The sequence below is a fragment of the Mesorhizobium sp. FG116 genome, from assembly GCF_057809835.1.
In genome coordinates this window covers 1-17742 of the sequence record NZ_JBMDKS010000022.1, presented here as the reverse complement: position 1 = coordinate 17742, position 17742 = coordinate 1, and the positions used below count along the sequence as shown (strand labels likewise).

The following is a 17742-nucleotide window of genomic DNA, read 5'->3' as shown; positions in this document are numbered from 1 at the left end:
CTCACGAGCCGTCGGCTTCGACGGCTGGCGATGCACCGCCTGCCGCAACGCTCACGCCGCCGCCGTCGCGAACGCTTTGCACGCCTTCGGTCACGACGATGGCGCCCGGCTTGATCTGCCCGTCGATAAGGACGCTATCCGTATTGCGCTGGACGATGCGCACCGGCACGCGCTTGGCCTTGCCGTCTTCCACCGTCCACACGAAAGCACCATCGGTGCCCCACTGCACGGCCAACGGGCTGACCGCAGGGTAAGTGTCGCCGGCAAACTGCATGCCGATCTGGAAAGACATGCCGGCGCGCAGCGAATCCGACGGATTGGCGATCGCCGCCTGCACCCAAAGCGTGCGGCTTTTCTCGTCGATGCGATTATCTATCGCCGAAACCGCGCCGCTGTACTCATTGTCCGGATTGGCTAGCGGCGTCGCCTTGATCGCAGCGCCGATCTTGATTGCGGAGGCAAAGCGCTCCGGCACGTAGAAATCGACAAGGATGCTCGATCGGTCGTCGATGGTGGCGATGGAAGACTGGCTGGTGACGTAGTTGCCTGCCTCGATCGGCAGGATGCCGACGACACCGGAAATGGGGGAGGTGATCGAGCGCCGCTCCAGCGCCACTTGCGCGTCGTGCAGCGAAAGCTCGGTGTTGCGCAATGCCAGTTCGGCGTCGGTCAACTGCACCTGCGTTGCCGCGTTGGAGGCGCGCAACTGGCGCACGCGCTCGGCCTTGGCCACGGCGTCATCGCGTTCGGCTTTGGCGCGCTCGACGGCGATTTCTTCGGTTGCCGAATCCAGTTCGGCGATAACCTCACCCTTTTCGACATGCGCGCCGGACTGGACGAGGATGTCCGTCAGGCGTCCCGATCCATAGGGGGTGACGGCCACGGTCGCCTTGGCGCGGCCTGTGCCGATAGCCTGCAGGCGGTCGTTGATGGTGGCTGTGGTCGCCGGTGCGGCAACGACCATGACCTGCTGGCGGTCCGAATTTCCGCCCTGCGCATCACGCCGAATTGAACCGGTTTCGGTCTTCGCCGTCGAGGCGTGCGCCCATTCGATGCCCCAGCGGGCCAGCACTTCGGGTGCTCCCGGGAAAAAGCTGACCCAGGCGGCGACCGCCGCGACAAGGATCACAAGTGCCAAAACGAGCTGTTTCCAGGCGGTCATCGGGGCTCCGGTATGCAATCTGATATTGCGTCAGCCGGTTCGTAACACCGAAACAAGACGACGCATTATACCGGCAAATCGCGAACAATGCGCGGTACAGGGCCGTTATGACAATTGTCCGGTCCCAAAGCACATTAATTCTGCGTAAGGTTGGCGGCTCCAAGCCCTGATAATTCGGCGCGACGTTTTCGACTCGATGGCCAAAAATCTCCCCTCAAGCTGGAAGCACGCGCCACAAGAGAAATTCGGCCCGGATCTTTTTGACGCCGGGAAGCTTCGAGAGGATGTTGCGATGAATGCTCTCGAACTCCTCTATCTCGTTTACGGAAACGAACAGCAGGTAGTCCGTGTTGCCGGCCACCGCGTAGCATTCTTCGATTGCTGGATGATGTCGCAGCGAGCGTTCAAACCGTTCCACGACACTCTTGTTGAGCGCCTCCAATTCGATCCAGATCGGAATCCTGGCGTTTGCGGCAAGGGGTTGCGGCTGCGCCATGACGCCTGCTCCGGGTGACGCCCGCGCGGTCATAATGCGCTAGTTGTGCCTCGCCTCGACGAGCGATGCGAAATATGAGGCTCCGAAGGGCAGCGCTTCATCGTTGAAATCGTACCATGCGCTGTGAAGAATACGACCATTGTCATCCGGCCCGTTACCGATCCAGCCATAGCATCCGGGCCGATCCTCGAGCATGAACGCGAAGTCCTCGACGATCATGGTCTGCGGCGGATTGGTCTCGACGCTGTTGAACACGTCCGATCCTGCAGCCTCTGCCGAGACGGCGGCAGAAGGCGAATTGATGAGCGTCGGATATTGCTGGACATAGGAAATCTTGCACTGCGCGCCGGTTGACATGCCGATACCCTCGACGATGCGGCGCACCGCAGGCTCCGCAGCCGCGCGGGCCTGGGGAGAGAACGCCCGGACGGTGCCGCGAATGGTGACGTTGTTCGGCAAGACGTTGTAGGCGTCGCCACCATGAATTTGTGTGGCGCTGACAACGATTGCATCCAGCGGATCGGTGTTGCGTGCAGCGATCTGCTGGAGCGCGACGAGGATGTGCCCGGCCGTCAGGACAACATCGGCTCCCTTCTGCGGTTGCGCAGCGTGCATGCCGGTGGATGACACCTCGATATCGAAACCGTCGCCCGACGCCATCATCGGTCCCGCCTTCACGGCAAAGGTTCCAATGTCCATGCCCGGCCAATTGTGCAAGCCGTAAATCTCGTCGCAGCGGAATTTCTCGAAAAGACCCTCGCGGATCATGCGTGCCGAGCCGCCGTCGCTGCCGCCCATCTCCTCGGCAGGCTGGAATATGAAGACGACGCGGCCTGCGAAATTCCGCGTCTCGGCAAGGTAGCGGGCAGCGCCGAGAAGCATCGTTGTGTGTCCGTCGTGCCCGCAGGCATGCATGACGCCCTTGTTCGTGGAGCGATGCGCAAAATCATTGCGTTCTTCGATCGCCAGCGCATCCATGTCCGCGCGCAGCCCGATGGAACGCTCGCTCTTATGATTGCCGTAAAGCACACCCACCACGCCGGTTCCACCAACGCCTTCCGTAACTTCGATGCCATAAGAGCGAAGTTTTTCGGCGACGAAGCTGGCGGTTTCATACTCCTGATAGGAGAGTTCGGGATTGGCATGCAGATGATGCCGCCACTCGGTCATTTCGCGTTGAAATTCAGCGATCCTGTTCTTGATGGGCATTGCTAGGATTTCCCGTTTCTTATGCTGTCATGGGCCTGGCGCAAATGCTCGCGCAGGATCGAAACCGCGCCGGCTTCGTCGCCCCGCCGACAGGCCTCGAGCAGTCTGCGATGTTCGGCAGCCGATTTTTCAGGGCGGGCCGCAATGGAACTCGCAATCACCTCCGCAAGGGCCGACGCCTTGTTGAGCTGCTCTATGGTTCGCAACAGCGTCTGTCGGTTCGACGGGCCGTATAGCGCATGATGGAAATCCCAGTTCATCTCCGAAAGCTTGGACGGGTCCGATGCTGCATCGGCGGCGTCGAGAGCCATTTCGGCCTTGGCAAAATCGAGTTTGCTGTGGTGCCGAAAGGCGGAGCTGAGTGCCAGCGGCTCCAGCAAAAGCCGCATCTCGAACAAATCGTCGACCACCCCTTGCTCAAGCTTTGCGACCCTTGCGCCCTTGTAGCCGGTGGCCTCGACCAACCCGTCCTCGGCGAGCGACTGCAGCGCATGCCGCAACGGCGTGCGGCTGATGTTGAGCTGTTCCGACAACGCTTCCTGTCGCAGCGGCTGTCCGGGGCGAAGCGTGCCGTTCAGGATCAACGCCCTGATCTGGTCGGCAGCGGATTCGGCTTGCGTCTTCTGTGTGTCTGTTGTCATAATTGTATCCAATAATTATTTCTGGATACAATGTCAACGCCGAAACCTCTGGCGGGCGCTCGACCTCGCGGTGACACCTTGAGAACCGTATCGGCACATGGAAACTTGGCCGCCGCCTGAAGACGCTCTAGCGCAGCTCTTCCATTTCGCGGATGCGGCGCGTGCCTTCGGTGTCCAGCTGGCGCGTCGCCGCGTCGATCAGCGTTTCGGCGATGACGAACAGGGAGGCCGAGGAGTCCCACGCCGAGGGCATGGCCGTGCGCCCGGCAATCACATGCCTGGCGAAGCGCGCGATAGGCGACAGCCACTGGTCGGTGATCAGCACGATCTGAACCCCTCGCTGGTGCGCCTTTTCGGCAAAGCGGACGAGGCTTTCCTGGTAGCGGCGGATGTCGAAGATCAGCAGCACGTCGTGCTTGCCCATGTCGATCAGCCGGTCGCGCCAGATGCTCTCCTGCCCGGACAGATGGAACACGTTGGGGCGGATGATCGCCATATGCGCCGCCATGTAGCGGGCGAGCGGATCGGTGAAGCGTCCGCCGATCAGGAACATGTGGCCGCGCCGGTCGGAAAGTTTCGTCGCAATATCGGTCAGCTGGCGGTCCGAGATGTGCCGGAACGTCTCGCGCAGATTGTCGAGCGTCGCCTCCAGCATCGGCGATGCTGTGCCGCCGCCAGCCGCCGCTGGCGCCAACGTCCGCGATGCCGGCGACTGCAATTGCGCGGCCAACTCGTCCTGGAGCGCCGACTGGAATTCGGGATAGTTGTGGAAGCCAAGCCTGGCGACGAAGCGCAGGATCGTCGGCGACGACACGCCTGCCTGCTGGGAGAAATCCGCCACCGTCCTCAGGCCGATCAGCGGATAGTTGGCAATCAGCGTCTGTGCCGCCCGCCGCTCTCCTGCGGGCATCGCGTCGAGGCGTTCGGCGATCAGTTCAGCGATACTGGAGGTCATCTGTTTGTTAATCCCAAGGCGATGGATCGCATTGCTGCCCCGCACTCACAAAACACATTTGACAAACTCGAACAATGTGTATGAAATCATCCAGAGTGGCGCAACTGAACAAAATACGTAACATATGATACGGCGCCTCGGGGAGACTATTTGGCTATGGGGAGTGAGCCAGACAGCCTTGCATCGGCCGCGACGGTCGAGGTGACGAATCCGGGCGGATCGAGCCCGTACCTGTTCACCTGCGACCACGCTTCCAATTTCATTCCGCCCGAATTCGGCACGCTCGGCCTCGATCCGAGCGAGCTTACGCGTCACATCGCCTGGGACCCCGGCGCGCTTCCCGTGGCCAAGCTTCTGGCGCAGGCGCTTGACGCCACGCTGATCGAGACTTGCGTCTCCCGTCTCGTCATCGACTGCAACCGTCCGCTCGATGCGCCGAACCTGATTTCGGAGGTCAGCGAAACGACGAGCGTTCCGGCAAACGCCAACCTCACGCAGGCCGAGCGGCAGGCCCGTATCGATCTCGCCTGGCGTCCGTTCCACGACACCATCGAGCGCACCATCGACGAGCGCACCGCAGCAGGCCGCGAAACGCGCCTCGTTTCGGTGCATTCCTACACGCCGGTCTATTTCTCGAAGGCGCGGCCCTGGCATATCGGCATCATCCATGACGAGGACGAGCGCATCGCCACGCCGCTTCTGAGGGCGCTCAACGCCGTCGCGGGCATCGTCGTCGGCGCCAACGAACCCTATTCGCCGGCGGATCTGGTCTATTTCACGCTGGAGCGCCATGCGCGTTCGCGCGGGCTTGCCTGCGCCATGATCGAGATCCGCAATAACGAAATCGCCACTGGGGCAGGGCAGGCCAGATGGGCCGAGCTACTGGCGGCGATCCTGCCCAAGATCGAAATCGCCTCCGGCTCGCGGGCTCCGGCCTTCACTGAAAGGGCGAGTGCACCGCCCGCAAACGTCACGAACCAGCAGACCCGCCGATCAACCGTCTAAGCGACAAGAAGGACCGAGAATGGCTCAGCTCTTTGTCAGATATGTCGATGCCTTCAACTACCGCGTGGGCCGGGTCGCGATGTATCTGTTCTTCGTCATGGGCGCGATCCTGCTCGCCTCTACGATCTCGCGCCTTGCAATCGGCATTCCCATCAACTGGGCGCTGGAGATGTCGCAGTTCCTGTTGTCGGCCTACTATCTTCTCGGCGGCGCCTATGCGCTGCAACTCGACCAGCATGTGCGCATGGACCTGTTCTATGGCCGGCTTTCGGCGCGCCGCCGCGCGGTCACCGATGCGATCACCATCCTGTTCGTGATCTTCTATCTCGTGGTGCTGTTCGGCGGCGGCCTGTCGAGCACGAACTACGCCATCGTCTACGGCCAGAAAAACTACACCGCCTGGGCGCCGCCCCTGTGGCCGATCAAGACCATCATGACGTTCGGTATCTTCCTGATGCTTTTGCAACTCATTTCCACTTTCATCAAAGACGTCGCCATAGCGCGCGGAAAGCCGATCGCATGAGTTCCGAATTCATCACCCTCTTCATGTTCGGCACCATGATGGTGCTGTTGATGACCGGCCAGCGCGTGTTCGGCGTCATCGGCTTCGTCGGCTCGGCGGCGGCGCTCTGGCTATGGGGGCAGGGCTCGTTCGAGATGCCCTTCAACGCCTCGTTCCAGGTGATGAACTGGTATCCGCTGATCACCGTGCCCTTCTTCATCTTCATGGGCTACATGCTGTCGGAATCAGGCATCGCGTCAGGCCTCTACCGCATGTTCCATGTCTGGTTCGGTCCGGTGCGCGGCGGCCTTGCGCTCGGCACCATCGGCCTCATGGTCCTGATCGCGGCGCTCAACGGCCTGTCGGTCGCCGGCATGGCCATCGGCGCAACCATCGCGCTGCCGCAGCTCCTGCGCCACGGCTACGACAAGGTCATGGTCACCGGCGTCATCCAGGCCGGCTCGTCGCTCGGCATCCTCATCCCGCCAAGCGTCGTGCTTGTGCTGTTCGCCATGATCGCGCGCCAGCCGGTGCTGGACCTGTGGCTCGCCGGCGTCGGTCCGGGCCTGTTGATGGCGTTCATCTTTGCCGCCTACGTCTATATCCGCTGCCTGTTGCAGCCCGATATCGGACCCGCCCTGCCGGCAGAGGAAAGGGCGCAGATCACGCGTGCCGAGAAGTTCGCCCTGCTGCGCCAGGGCATCCTGCCGCTCGCCATCTTCTTCATCATGATGGGCCTGTTCATGTCGGGCACCACCAGCCTCGTCGAAAGCTCGGCCGTGGGTGCTGCCCTCGCCACGCTGGCCGCGTGGTGGGGCGGCAACCTCAATCGCAAGGTCTTTGAAGATTCGACGCGCAACACGCTCGGCATCTCGTGCATGTTCATGTGGATCATCCTCGGCGCGCTCTGCTTCAGCTCGGTCTATGACGGGCTTGGCGCGGTGAAGGCGGTCAAGACGCTGCTGCTCGACACCTGGGAATTCTCGCCCTGGACCATCCTGATCCTGATGCTGCTTTCCTTCGTCGTCATGGGCATGTTCCTGGACGACACGGCGATGCTGGTCATCGTTGCGCCGCTCTACATCCCGCTGGTCATCAGCCTTGGCTTCAATCCGATCTGGTTCGGCATCCTCTACACCATCACCTGCCAGATCGCGTACATAACGCCGCCCTTTGGCTACAACCTGTTCCTCATGCGAGCGATGGCGCCTCCCGAGGTCACGCTGATCGACATCTATCGCTCGATCATTCCATTCTTCTTCCTCATGGTGCTGTCGCTGGTGATCATCATGATCTTCCCGGAGATCGCGCTGTGGCTGCCCCAGGTCTACAAGGGTCAGTAGCGAGGGATGCCGACAACAAGACAAAAAGAAAAAAGGGGATCGATGCACGACACACAGAAGCGCCGGGAGGCGGGTATTCCGCCTCCTTTCGAAATCTAACCTAGGCTAACAACGGGAGACTTGTGAGATGACCGACAAAACCACCCTCAACAAACGCGACTTCCTGCGCAAATCCATCCTGACGGGTGCAGGCGCAGTCGGCGCCACCGCATTGGCCACGCCCTACGTGAAGGCGCAGAGCCCGATCAAGTGGCGCTTGCAGACCTATGCGGGCCCGGCTCTTGCCGAGCATGTCATCAAGAATTCGATCGACTGGTTCAACAAGGCCGCCAATGGCGAGATGGTGATCGAGCTCTACACCGCCGACCAGCTTGTGCCGCAGGGCGAACTGTTCCGCGCCGTGCAGTCGGGCACCATCGATGCGGCGCAGAGCGATGACGACTCCGCCGCGGCTCCCGTCGACGTCAAGGTGTTCGGCGCCTACTTCCCGCTTGCCTCGCGTTACTCGCTCGACGTTCCGGCGCTGTGGCACTGGCACGGCCTGAAGGAAATCTGGGAAGAGGCCTATGCCGAAATCCCCGGCGTCACCTGGCTGAGCTCGGGCGCGTGGGACCCGTGCAACTTCGGCACTACCAAGCCGGTCAAGTCGCTGGAAGACCTCAAGGGCCTGCGCGTCTATACCTTCCCGACCGGCGGCCAGTTCCTGTCGAAGTTCGGCGTCGTGCCGGTTTCGCTGCCTTATGAAGACGTCGAACCGGCGATGCAGACAGGTGAGCTCGACGGCGTGTGCTGGTGCGGCATCACCGAAATGCACACGGTCGGCTGGGCCAATGTGTTGAAGTACTACCTCACCAACCCGGTCTCGGGTGCCTGGGCCGGCTCCTACTTCGTCAACACCGACAAGTGGAACGCCGTTCCGGAACATCTGCAGCAGCTCTACCGCCTGGCCATCGACAGCTCGCACTACTATCGCCAGCATTGGTACTGGGCGGGCGAAGCCAAGTACCGCAACGAGGGCAAGCTGGAATTGACGACGATACCTGCGGCCGAATGGAAGCAGGTGGAAGATGAAGCCGTGAAGTTCTGGGACGAAGTTTCGGGCCAGAGCCCGCGTTCGGCAAAGGTCGTCGAGATCATCAAGAAGTACAACGAATCCATGGTCAAGGCTGGCGCACCGTACCGCTACAGCTAAGATGTGTTCTGGATGAAACTACAAGCCGGCCGCTCCAGCGGCCGGCTCTCGTGTTGAAACTCGATGCGCCAGGACCGGCGCCGGAGCAGGAAAAGAATGAGCGGAAACCTTACTTTCGATCAGTTGAAGAAATCGGTTGCCGATGGTGCCATCGACACGGTTCTGGCCTGCGCCGCCGATATGCAGGGTCGCCTGATCGGCAAGCGGTTTCTGGCCTCGTTCTTTGTCCAGTCAGCGCATGACGAAACGCATGGCTGCAACTACCTGCTGGCCGACGACATCGATATGGAACCGGTGCCGGGCTACAAGGCGGCAAGCTGGTCGAAGGGTTACGGCGACTTCGTGCTGAAACCCGATCTGTCCACCATCCGCCTCGTGCCATGGCTGGAAAAGACGGCGCTGGTCCTGTGCGACGTGCTCGACCACCACACGCATGACGACCTGCCGCATTCGCCGCGCGGCATCCTCAAAAAGCAGATCAAGCGGCTCGCCGAGCGCGGCTATATGGGCTTCTTCGCCTCGGAGCTGGAATTCTACCTGTTTTCCGAAACCTACGAATCCGCCCGGGCCAAGCACTGGCAGAACCTCAACACCGCCTCTCCCTATATCGGTGATTATCTCATCAGCATCACCACCAAGGAAGAAGGCTACATGCGCCGGCTGCGCAACGACATGAATGCGGCCGGCATCCCGATCGAGAACTCCAAGGGCGAGTGGGGGCCGGGGCAGGAAGAGATCAACGTCCGGTACGCCGAAGCGCTCGAAATGGCGGATCGCCACGTCTTCCTGAAGAACGGCGCCAAGGAAATCGCCGACATTGAGGGCAAGGCTGTGTCGTTCATGGCCAAGTACAATTACGGACTGGCCGGCAACTCCAGCCATATCCACAATTCGCTGTGGAGCGCCGACGGCAAGACGCCGTTGTTCTTCGACAAGAGCGCACCGTGGACACTGTCCGAACTCGGCCGGCAGTGGTCGGCCGGACAACTCAGATACGCGCGGGAGTTCACGCTGCTGCTTGCGCCCTACATCAATTCCTACAAGCGTTTTCAGTCCGGCACTTTTGCCCCGACCAAGATCATGTGGTCGGAAGACAACCGCACCGCCGGTTTCCGCCTGTGCGGCGAAGGCACCAAGGGCATCCGCATGGAGTGCCGCATCGGCGGCGCGGATCTCAACCCGTATCTTGCCTTTGCCGGCTTGATCGCCGCCGGCCTTGCCGGCATCGACGAGAAGCTTGAGTTGCAAAAGCCGTTCGTCGGCGACGCCTACCAGGCCGCTCGCCTGCCGGAGATTCCGAAGACCTTGCGCGATGCGACCGAGGCGTTCTCCAAGTCGAAGATGTTGCGGCAGGCCTTGGGCGACGATGTGGTCGAGCACTACGTCCACACCGCGCGCTGGGAACAGCTCGAATACGACCGCCGCATCACCGATTGGGAATTGCATCGCGGCTTCGAGCGCTATTGATTGAGCAACGGAACTGGGCAGCCAACGCCTCCCCAACTGCCCCAAACACTGATTGAAGGACGAAAACAATGACCGAAACGGTCAAGCTGAAATCCCCTATTGATGGCTCGATCTATGTCGAGCGGCCGATTGCAAGCGATCAGGCCGTTAATGCTGCCGTCGAACGCGCGCGCGCCGCACAGGTTGCCTGGGCGCAGACCTCGATTGCCGAGCGCGGCAAGTACATGCTTGCCATGTTGGAAAACCTTGTCGCTATGACCGACGACATCGTTCCCGAGATCGCTTGGCAGATGGGGCGCCCGGTCCGCTATGGCGGCGAGTTCGGCGGCGTCAAGGAACGCGTCACCTACATGGTCGAAATCGCCGAGCAGGCGTTGAAGCCGGTGCTGGCGTCGAACCCCAAGGACGGCTTCCGCCGCTATGTGCGCAAAGACCCGCTTGGCGTGGTCATGGTCATCGCGCCGTGGAATTATCCTTACCTCACCGCCGTCAACACCATCGTTCCGGCGTTGATGGCCGGTTCCACCGTCATCCTGAAGCACGCCGCGCAAACTCTGCTGGTCGGCGAGCGTTTCGCCCAGGCCTTCGAAAAGGCCGGGCTGCCCAAGCATGTTTTCCAGAACCTCGTCCTCAATCATGCCCAGACCGAAAAGCTGCTCGGCTCCGGCAAGATCGACCATGTCAATTTCACCGGCTCCGTCGCCGGTGGCCGCGCCATTGAAAAGGCTGCGGCAGGCACCTTCATGACGCTTGGGCTCGAACTCGGCGGCAAGGACCCGGCTTATGTCCTGCCGGATGCCAAGCTCGACCATGCCGTCGCCAATCTGGTCGATGGCGCGTTCTTCAATTCCGGCCAGTGCTGCTGCGGCATCGAGCGCGTCTACGTGCACGAGAAGGTCTATGACGAGTTCGTCGAAGGCTTCATCGCGGAGACGAAGAACTACGTCGTCGGCAACCCGCTCGACCAGGCCACCACCATGGGGCCGATGGCGCAGGCGCGTTTCGCCGACCTGATCCGCGAGCAGAAGGCCGAGGCGCTGCGCAAGGGCGCCAAGGCCCACATCAACATGAAGGTCGAAAAGGACGTCGCCGGCTCGCCCTATCTCGCGCCGGAAGTGCTGACCAGCGTCGATCACCAGATGAGCGTCATGCGCGAGGAAAGCTTCGGCCCGATCGTCGGCATCATGAAGGTGAGGAACGACGAGGAAGCCATCGCCCTGATGAACGACAGCCCCTATGGGCTGACGGCCTCGATCTGGACGCGCGACACCGATCATGCCGTGGCCATCGGCGACCGCGTCGAAACCGGCACCGTGTTCATGAACCGCTGCGACTACCTCGATCCCGCACTTGTCTGGACCGGCGTGAAGGACACCGGCAAGGGCGCGGCGCTGTCAGCCATCGGCTACGACAACCTGACACGGCCGAAATCCTATCACCTGCGCGAAACGATCTGATTTTCGAAAGAACAAGACATGTCCAAATTTGTCTCCAAGTGGAACTACCCCACCACCGTCCGCATCGGCGCCGGCCGCATCAAGGAACTGCCTGATGCGCTTGCATCCACCGGCATAAAGCGGCCGCTTTTCGTCACCGATCCGGGCCTTGCCAAGCTTCCCGTCGTCGCCTCGACGCTGAAGATCCTCGAAGACGCCAAGGTGCCCTACGGCGTCTTTTCCGAGGTCAAGCCGAACCCGGTCGAATCCAACCTCACCGCCGGCATCGCAGCCTTCAAGAAGGGCAAGCATGACGGCGTTATCGCCTTCGGCGGCGGCTCCGCGCTCGACCTCGGCAAGCTGATCGCCTTCCAAGCCGGCCAGACCCGTCCGGTGTGGGATTTCGAGGACATCGGCGACTGGTGGACCCGCGCCAATTCCGACGCCATCGCGCCGATCGTCGCGGTGCCGACGACTGCCGGAACCGGCTCGGAAGTCGGCCGCGCCGGCGTCATCACGCATGAGGAAAGCCACACCAAGAAGGTCATCTTCCATCCGAAGATGCTGCCCGGCATCGTGCTTGCCGATCCCGAACTTTCGTTCGGCATGCCGCCTTTCATCACCGCGGGCACCGGCATGGATGCGCTTGCCCACTGCCTCGAGGCCTATTGCGCGCCGGGCTTCCATCCGATGGCCGACGGCATCTCCGTCGAAGGCATCCGGCTGGTGTTCGAAAACCTTCCCAAGGCCTTTGCCAACGGCAAGGATTTGACGGCGCGCGCCAACATGATGGCGGCGGCCGCCATGGGCGCGACCGCGTTCCAGAAGGGCCTAGGCGCCATCCACTCGCTGTCGCACCCGATCGGCGCGCTCTACGATACACATCACGGCATGACCAATGCGGTCTTCATGCCTTACGTCATCGCCTTCAACCGCGACGCGATCGAAGACAAGATCGTGCGCCTTGCCGCCTATTGCGGCATCAAGGGCGGCTTCGACGGTTTTGCCAAGGCGATCATCAAGCTGCGGAAGGAACTCAAGGTGCCGCACGCCCTGCCGGGCCTCATCAAGGGGCTCGACATGGACAAGAAGCGCAAGAGCCTGATTGCCGACATGGCCGTGGTCGATCCCACCGCCGGCGGCAACCCGATCAAGCTCACCAAGAAGGCCGCGCTCTCGTTGCTCGACAAGGCAATCGAGGGCACGGTGTGAGTGTCTGCCAGTCAAACGAAAATCAACGAAAGGTGATGGGGAGGATCATAAACAATTAGCCGGAAAAATAAGTCCGGGCTAATTGCTACAACCGCTTAAATAGAGTTAGATTTTCGTACTGCGGCGGGTTGGCTTCATTTAGGTTTCATCTAACCGTCACATGAACCCGATACCGCATCGCAGGCGTCTTACGGCGTCAGTTCAACGGAGAGAACACAATGTTCAAGTTTGCGGGGAAGGTGCTTTCCCTTACGGCGGCCACCCTCATGGTGACCTCGGCCATTTCGTCCGCCCAGTCGATGGACGAGCTGGTTGCCGCCGCCAAGGCGGAAGGTCAGCTCACGACCATCGCCCTGCCGCACGATTGGTGCGGGTACGGTGCGGTGATCGACGGCTTCAAGAAGAAGTATCCGGAGATCACGATCAACGAACTCAACCCCGACGCTGGCTCCAGCGACGAAGTTGAGGCCATCAAGGCCAACAAGGACAACAAGGGTCCGCAGGCGCCCGACGTCATCGACGTCGGCCTGTCCTATGGTCCGCAGGCCAAGGCCGACGGCCTGATCCAGCCCTTCAAGGTCTCGACCTGGGATTCGATCCCTGAGTCGGCAAAGGACGCCGAAGGCTACTGGTATGGCGACTATTACGGCGTTCTCGCCTTCGAGGTGAACAAGGACCTCGTCAAGGAAGCGCCGAAGGATTGGGCCGACCTGCTCAAGCCGGAATACGCCAACTCGGTCGCTCTCGCGGGTGATCCGCGCGCCTCCAACCAGGCCATCCAGGGCGTTTACGCCGCCGGTCTGTCGAAGGGCGCTGCTGCTGGCGAAGCCGCAGGTACCGCTGGCCTCGAGTTCTTCAAGGAGCTCAACGCCAAGGGCAACTTCGTGCCTGTCATCGGCAAGTCGGCAACGCTGGCCCAGGGCCAGACGCCGATCCTGATCACCTGGGACTACAACGCGTTGTCCGGCCGCGACACGCTGAACGGCAACCCGCCGGTCGACGTCGTCGTTCCCGCCACCGGCGTTGTCGCAGGCGTCTACGTTCAGGCCATCAGCGCCTATGCGCCGCACCCGAACGCAGCCAAGCTGTGGATGGAGTATCTTTATTCCGACGAAGGCCAGCTCGGCTGGCTCAAGGGATATTGCCACCCGATCCGCTTCAACGACATGGCCAAGCGCGGCGTGATCCCGCAGGACCTGCTCGACAAGCTGCCGCCGGCAGCAGCCTATGAAGCTGCCGTGTTCCCAACTCTCGATGAGCAGGCTGCCGCCAAGGAAGCCATCACCAAGAACTGGGATTCGGTGGTCGGCGCCAACGTGCAGTAATCCAACCGGGGATCGGGCGGCCAGCGCCGCCCGGTCCCTCCCTTTCCCGGCAGGCCGGATACCAGGATGGCGAATATCAGCGCAACCGCGACCAGCGAGACGACCGGGGTGATGCCGCCCGCAAGGCGCTCGAGCGTGCGCATGGCGACCCAATGGATCGGGGTCGCGCCGTTCTTCATCTTCGCGCTGATGTTCCTGATCCTGCCCACGCTCTATCTGGTCATGGGCGCGTTCCAGAACGCGGCGGGCGAATACACGCTCGAAAACATCTGGATGCTGTTCCAGGACCCCTCGATCCGCCTGTCCTACTGGGTGTCGATCAAGATCAGTTTCTGGTCGGCCACCATCGGCGCCTTCATCGGTCTTGCCATGTCCATCGCCATCGTGCGCGGCGGGCTGCCCAACTGGGTGCGCTCCAGCACCATGACCTTTTCCGGCGTCGCCTCCAATTTCGCCGGCGTCCCGCTGGCCTTCGCCTTCCTGGCCACGCTCGGCCGTCTCGGCCTCGTCACCGTCATCATGCGTGATGTGTTCGGCCTCAACATCTACGGCATGGGTTTCAACCTGTTGACCTCGTGGGGCCTCATCGCCGTCTACCTCTATTTCCAGATCCCGTTGATGATCGTCATCATCACGCCGGCGATCGACGGGCTGAAGAAGGAATGGGGCGAGGCCGCCGCCACGCTCGGCGCAACGACCTGGCAATATTGGCGCATGGTCATCATACCAGTCCTTTGGCCGAGCTTCCTCGGCACCGTCATCCTGCTGTTCGCCAATGCCTTCGGCGCCATCGCAACGGCCTATGCCTTCACCGGCTCCTCGCTCAGCATCGTGCCCATCAAGCTCTATGCCCAGATGCGCGGCGACGTGCTGCACAACCCGAACCTCGGCTACGCGCTTGCCTTCGGCATGATCGTCATCACCGGCATCGCCAACGTGTTCTACATCTGGTTCCGCGTGCGCAGCGAAAGGTGGCTCAAATGAAGACCGGCCGCTTCTGGGCCTGGGTGACCTTCATCCTCGGGGCCTGCTATTTCTTCATTCCGCTGATCGCGACCTTCGAGTTCTCGCTGCGCATGCGCCGCGGCGAATACTCGTTCGACGCCTATTCGGTGGTGCTGGGCGATGCGCGTTTCCAGCAGACGTTCAGCTACTCGGTTATCGTCGCCGTCTTCACCATCATTCTCGGCGTTCTCATCGTCGTGCCCACCGCATACTGGATCAGGCTGCGCATGCCGCACCTGCGTCCCGTCGTCGAGTTCATCACGCTTCTGCCGCTCATCATCCCGGCCATCGTCATCGTGTTCGGCTACATCCGCATGTACGGCTCCAACTCGCCTTTGCCGTTCCTTGCCTCGGCGCGCGGCACCGATGTCCTGCTCATCATCGGCTATGCGACGCTCGCGCTGCCCTACATGTACCGCGCCGTCGACACCGGCCTTCGAACAATCGACGTCAGGACGCTTACCGAAGCCGCCCAGATCCTCGGCGCCGGCTGGACCACAATCATCGGCCGCATCATCTTGCCAAACGTGCTGATCGCGGTCCTGTCGGGGGCTTTCCTCACCTTCGCCATCGTCATCGGCGAGTTCACGCTTGCAAGCCTGCTCAACCGACCGGCCTTCGGTCCCTACATGCAGCTGGTCGGCGCCAACCGGGCCTATGAACCGGCGGCGCTCGCCATCATCGCCTTTGCCATCACCTGGGGCTGCATGTCGGTCATCCAGGTGCTGTCGCGCTTTGCCCCCAAGTCGGCTAACCGTCCGAACTGATCCGGAGATATTGACCCATGGCCGATCCGTTTCTCAGCATCCAGGGCGTCAGCAAGGCGTTCGGTCAAACCACTGTGGTGGAAAACTTCAATCTCGACGTCGAGCGCGGCGAATTCGTTTCCTTCCTCGGGCCGTCCGGCTGCGGCAAGACCACGGTGCTGCGTATGGTTGCCGGCTTTGAAGAGCCGACCGCCGGCAGCATCTATGTCGGCGGCAAGGACATCACCTATCTCAAGCCGAACCAGCGCAATGTCGGCATGGTGTTCCAGGCCTATGCGCTTTTCCCCAATCTCACAGTGGCGCAGAACATCGGCTTCGGCTTGAAGGTTGCCGGCGTGGCCAAGGCGGATGCGGACAAGCGCGTCGCCGAGATGCTCGAAATGATCAAGCTGCCGCAGTTCGGCGACCGTTACCCCTACCAGCTCTCCGGCGGCCAGCAGCAGCGCATCGCGCTTGCCCGTGCACTCGCACCCAAGCCGAAGCTGCTCTTGCTCGACGAGCCGCTTTCGGCGCTCGATGCCAAGGTGCGCGTGTCGCTGCGCGAGGAAATCCGCGCTATCCAGAAGCAGCTCGGCATCACCACCATCTTCGTTACGCATGACCAGGAAGAGGCGCTGTCGATCTCAGACCGCATCGCCGTCATGTATGGCGGCAAGGCCGAGCAGGTCGGCGCGCCGTTCGAAATCTACAACCGCCCCGCAACCAAGTTCGTCGCCAATTTCGTCGGCACGCTGAACGTTCTCGAAGGCACCGTCAGCGACGCGGCCAGCGGCAAGGTCAAGGTCAACACCGAAGAGATTTCGCTGAAGGGCAAGCTCAACGGCTCCAAGACCGGCGACATGCTCTCGCTCGCGCTCCGGCCCGAAGCGATTTCACTTGGGCGCCGGCCCGGCAACGACGCCAGCCTGTCAGGCCAGATTTCCGACGTTCATTTCCTCGGCTCGGTCATTCGCGTGCGCGTTGGCATCGGCGGCAGCAGCGTCTCGCTCGATACCTTCAACAATTCGACCACGCCGCCTCCGGTGGTCGGCGAAAATGCCGAGATCAGCTTCTCGTCCGGCGACGTGCTCGTACTGCACTAGGCCGCTCTAGGACCCGTTCTGGTTGCGCCGCAGCAGGCTGAACTGGAATGCCTGCGGCGAGCCCCATGGCGTGGTGTGGACATGGCGGCGGGAACTTACAAGTTCGAAGCCCTTGCCAATGGTGTCTGCCAGCATTTGCGGGTCGTAGCGGTGCACCGGCAGGCCGCTGCACCGCTCCGGCCCATCCGGTGCGAATGTTGCAATGATGGCGTGGCCGCCCGGAACCAGGGCCAGACGCAGCCGCTCTATATAGGCTTCTCGCTCCGCAGCTTGGGTGAGGAAGTGCAAGGTCGCCCTGTCGTGCCAGACCTGGTAGCTGCGCTCCGGTATCCAGCTTGTCACGTCAGCCACGATCCAGTCGATTTTCGCCGCGTCCCCGCCAAGGCGTGCCTGCGCGGTTTCGATCGCTGTGCGTGACACGTCGAGCACGGCAAGCGAGTTCCAGCCTTTTCGCAGCAATGCGTCGACAATATGCGAAGCTCCGCCGCCGATGTCGATGAGCGGGGATTCCGGACCGGCTCCGGTTTCGAGTATCATTTGCAGCGACAGGTCCGGCGTTTGCTCGAACCAGCTTACGCCGGTTTCGCCCTTGGTCCGGTAGGTGCTGTTCCAATGCTGTTGCCGCCCGATCTCGTGGGCGGCGGGGGTGTCCGGTGCGGAGGGCATGGCGCTGATCCAGCCGTTTGCTGCGTGCCAGAATAAAGCCGCTTGCTGTCTCCCCCAAGACAATTCTGCTGCCCGCCATTCTTTCGATATGGTTGGCATGGGGTGTGGACCGAACGAACCAATCTTCTGTCCACACCCCATGCCAACCCCTTGTTCCTGCTAACTTCCCGAAAAATCTTCCTCCCCACTTATCCACCCCTCTCCGCACCTCCCCCATAATCCGCCCCATCGCTCTTGCGGGAACCGGCTGCGCACCGGGCAACGGTTAGGGCGGCGG

17 protein-coding genes are annotated in these 17742 nt (G+C 61.7%); 11 read left to right on the top strand and 6 right to left on the bottom strand.

Annotated features, from left to right (window positions below; all coding sequences use genetic code 11):
* Position 1 precedes the first annotated feature (1 nt).
* The 5 genes from ACODTY_RS16850 to ACODTY_RS16830 form a co-directional block, all read right to left on the bottom strand.
* On the bottom strand, positions 2 to 1162 hold the full coding sequence (locus ACODTY_RS16850; protein ID WP_488995372.1) for an efflux RND transporter periplasmic adaptor subunit: 1161 nt from the start codon (positions 1160 to 1162) through the stop codon (positions 2 to 4).
* A 214-nt stretch (positions 1163 to 1376) separates the two neighbouring features.
* Positions 1377 to 1658, bottom strand: a complete 282-nt coding sequence (locus ACODTY_RS16845) for an Lrp/AsnC ligand binding domain-containing protein (protein ID WP_488995371.1) — start codon at positions 1656 to 1658, stop codon at positions 1377 to 1379.
* A gap of 39 nt (positions 1659 to 1697) precedes the next feature.
* Positions 1698 to 2867, bottom strand: coding sequence for a M20 aminoacylase family protein (locus ACODTY_RS16840; protein WP_488995370.1), 1170 nt, complete (start codon positions 2865 to 2867; stop codon positions 1698 to 1700).
* Between the two features lie 2 nt (positions 2868 to 2869).
* The gene (locus ACODTY_RS16835; protein ID WP_488995369.1) at positions 2870 to 3508 is read right to left on the bottom strand and encodes a GntR family transcriptional regulator; all 639 of its coding nucleotides are present in this window, start codon (positions 3506 to 3508) and stop codon (positions 2870 to 2872) included.
* 127 nt (positions 3509 to 3635) lie between these two features.
* Complete coding sequence (locus ACODTY_RS16830) at positions 3636 to 4463, bottom strand: MurR/RpiR family transcriptional regulator (RefSeq protein WP_488995368.1); 828 nt, start codon at positions 4461 to 4463, stop codon at positions 3636 to 3638.
* 156 nt (positions 4464 to 4619) lie between these two features.
* Between ACODTY_RS16830 and ACODTY_RS16825 the strand changes: the two genes are divergently transcribed.
* The 11 genes from ACODTY_RS16825 (at position 4620) to ACODTY_RS16775 (ending at position 16799) form a co-directional block, all read left to right on the top strand.
* On the top strand, positions 4620 to 5468 hold the full coding sequence (locus ACODTY_RS16825; RefSeq protein WP_488995367.1) for an N-formylglutamate amidohydrolase: 849 nt from the start codon (positions 4620 to 4622) through the stop codon (positions 5466 to 5468).
* 19 nt (positions 5469 to 5487) lie between these two features.
* Positions 5488 to 5991 carry a TRAP transporter small permease subunit gene (locus ACODTY_RS16820; protein WP_488995366.1) on the top strand — a complete coding sequence of 168 codons (504 nt, stop codon included), beginning with the start codon at positions 5488 to 5490 and terminating at the stop codon, positions 5989 to 5991.
* Positions 5988 to 7313 (top strand): TRAP transporter large permease, encoded by a 1326-nt coding sequence (locus ACODTY_RS16815; RefSeq protein ID WP_488995365.1) that lies wholly within the window; start codon positions 5988 to 5990, stop codon positions 7311 to 7313. The genes ACODTY_RS16820 and ACODTY_RS16815 overlap by 4 nt, the downstream gene beginning before the upstream one ends.
* A 127-nt stretch (positions 7314 to 7440) precedes the next feature.
* The gene (locus tag ACODTY_RS16810) at positions 7441 to 8505 is read left to right on the top strand and encodes a TRAP transporter substrate-binding protein (protein ID WP_488995364.1); all 1065 of its coding nucleotides are present in this window, start codon (positions 7441 to 7443) and stop codon (positions 8503 to 8505) included.
* A gap of 96 nt (positions 8506 to 8601) precedes the next feature.
* Positions 8602 to 9972 carry a glutamine synthetase family protein gene (locus ACODTY_RS16805; RefSeq protein ID WP_488995363.1) on the top strand — a complete coding sequence of 457 codons (1371 nt, stop codon included), beginning with the start codon at positions 8602 to 8604 and terminating at the stop codon, positions 9970 to 9972.
* Positions 9973 to 10040: 68 nt separating this feature from the next.
* Positions 10041 to 11429 (top strand): aldehyde dehydrogenase family protein, encoded by a 1389-nt coding sequence (locus tag ACODTY_RS16800; RefSeq protein ID WP_488995362.1) that lies wholly within the window; start codon positions 10041 to 10043, stop codon positions 11427 to 11429.
* An 18-nt stretch (positions 11430 to 11447) separates the two neighbouring features.
* Positions 11448 to 12620 carry an iron-containing alcohol dehydrogenase gene (locus tag ACODTY_RS16795; protein WP_488995361.1) on the top strand — a complete coding sequence of 391 codons (1173 nt, stop codon included), beginning with the start codon at positions 11448 to 11450 and terminating at the stop codon, positions 12618 to 12620.
* Positions 12621 to 12838: 218 nt separating this feature from the next.
* Positions 12839 to 13945, top strand: coding sequence for an ABC transporter substrate-binding protein (locus ACODTY_RS16790; protein ID WP_488995360.1), 1107 nt, complete (start codon positions 12839 to 12841; stop codon positions 13943 to 13945).
* A 111-nt stretch (positions 13946 to 14056) separates the two neighbouring features.
* Complete coding sequence (locus ACODTY_RS16785; RefSeq protein WP_488995443.1) at positions 14057 to 14929, top strand: ABC transporter permease; 873 nt, start codon at positions 14057 to 14059, stop codon at positions 14927 to 14929.
* Positions 14926 to 15717 carry an ABC transporter permease gene (locus ACODTY_RS16780; RefSeq protein ID WP_488995359.1) on the top strand — a complete coding sequence of 264 codons (792 nt, stop codon included), beginning with the start codon at positions 14926 to 14928 and terminating at the stop codon, positions 15715 to 15717. The genes ACODTY_RS16785 and ACODTY_RS16780 overlap by 4 nt, the downstream gene beginning before the upstream one ends.
* 17 nt (positions 15718 to 15734) lie before the next feature.
* Entirely contained in the window at positions 15735 to 16799 is a 1065-nt protein-coding gene (locus ACODTY_RS16775) for an ABC transporter ATP-binding protein (protein WP_488995358.1), read from the top strand.
* Between the two features lie 6 nt (positions 16800 to 16805).
* On the opposite strand, the gene ACODTY_RS16770 is transcribed toward ACODTY_RS16775, so the two are convergent.
* Positions 16806 to 17465, bottom strand: a complete 660-nt coding sequence (locus tag ACODTY_RS16770; protein WP_488995357.1) for a class I SAM-dependent methyltransferase — start codon at positions 17463 to 17465, stop codon at positions 16806 to 16808.
* Positions 17466 to 17742: the final 277 nt, after the last annotated feature.

Bases quoted from the DNA above. Each gene is read 5' to 3' on its own strand.
- ACODTY_RS16805 (WP_488995363.1), top strand. From the start codon at position 8,602: ATGAGCGGAAACCTTACTTTCGATCAGTTGAAGAAATCGGTTGCCGAT.
- ACODTY_RS16810 (WP_488995364.1), top strand. From the start codon at position 7,441: ATGACCGACAAAACCACCCTCAACAAACGCGACTTCCTGCGCAAATCC.
- ACODTY_RS16775 (WP_488995358.1), top strand. From the start codon at position 15,735: ATGGCCGATCCGTTTCTCAGCATCCAGGGCGTCAGCAAGGCGTTCGGT.
- ACODTY_RS16820 (WP_488995366.1), top strand. From the start codon at position 5,488: ATGGCTCAGCTCTTTGTCAGATATGTCGATGCCTTCAACTACCGCGTG.
- ACODTY_RS16840 (WP_488995370.1), bottom strand. From the start codon at position 2,867: ATGCCCATCAAGAACAGGATCGCTGAATTTCAACGCGAAATGACCGAG.
- ACODTY_RS16800 (WP_488995362.1), top strand. From the start codon at position 10,041: ATGACCGAAACGGTCAAGCTGAAATCCCCTATTGATGGCTCGATCTAT.
- ACODTY_RS16770 (WP_488995357.1), bottom strand. From the start codon at position 17,465: ATGCCCTCCGCACCGGACACCCCCGCCGCCCACGAGATCGGGCGGCAA.
- ACODTY_RS16845 (WP_488995371.1), bottom strand. From the start codon at position 1,658: ATGGCGCAGCCGCAACCCCTTGCCGCAAACGCCAGGATTCCGATCTGG.
- ACODTY_RS16785 (WP_488995443.1), top strand. From the start codon at position 14,057: ATGCCGCCCGCAAGGCGCTCGAGCGTGCGCATGGCGACCCAATGGATC.
- ACODTY_RS16830 (WP_488995368.1), bottom strand. From the start codon at position 4,463: ATGACCTCCAGTATCGCTGAACTGATCGCCGAACGCCTCGACGCGATG.
- ACODTY_RS16835 (WP_488995369.1), bottom strand. From the start codon at position 3,508: ATGACAACAGACACACAGAAGACGCAAGCCGAATCCGCTGCCGACCAG.
- ACODTY_RS16780 (WP_488995359.1), top strand. From the start codon at position 14,926: ATGAAGACCGGCCGCTTCTGGGCCTGGGTGACCTTCATCCTCGGGGCC.
- ACODTY_RS16795 (WP_488995361.1), top strand. From the start codon at position 11,448: ATGTCCAAATTTGTCTCCAAGTGGAACTACCCCACCACCGTCCGCATC.
- ACODTY_RS16790 (WP_488995360.1), top strand. From the start codon at position 12,839: ATGTTCAAGTTTGCGGGGAAGGTGCTTTCCCTTACGGCGGCCACCCTC.
- ACODTY_RS16850 (WP_488995372.1), bottom strand. From the start codon at position 1,162: ATGACCGCCTGGAAACAGCTCGTTTTGGCACTTGTGATCCTTGTCGCG.
- ACODTY_RS16825 (WP_488995367.1), top strand. From the start codon at position 4,620: ATGGGGAGTGAGCCAGACAGCCTTGCATCGGCCGCGACGGTCGAGGTG.
- ACODTY_RS16815 (WP_488995365.1), top strand. From the start codon at position 5,988: ATGAGTTCCGAATTCATCACCCTCTTCATGTTCGGCACCATGATGGTG.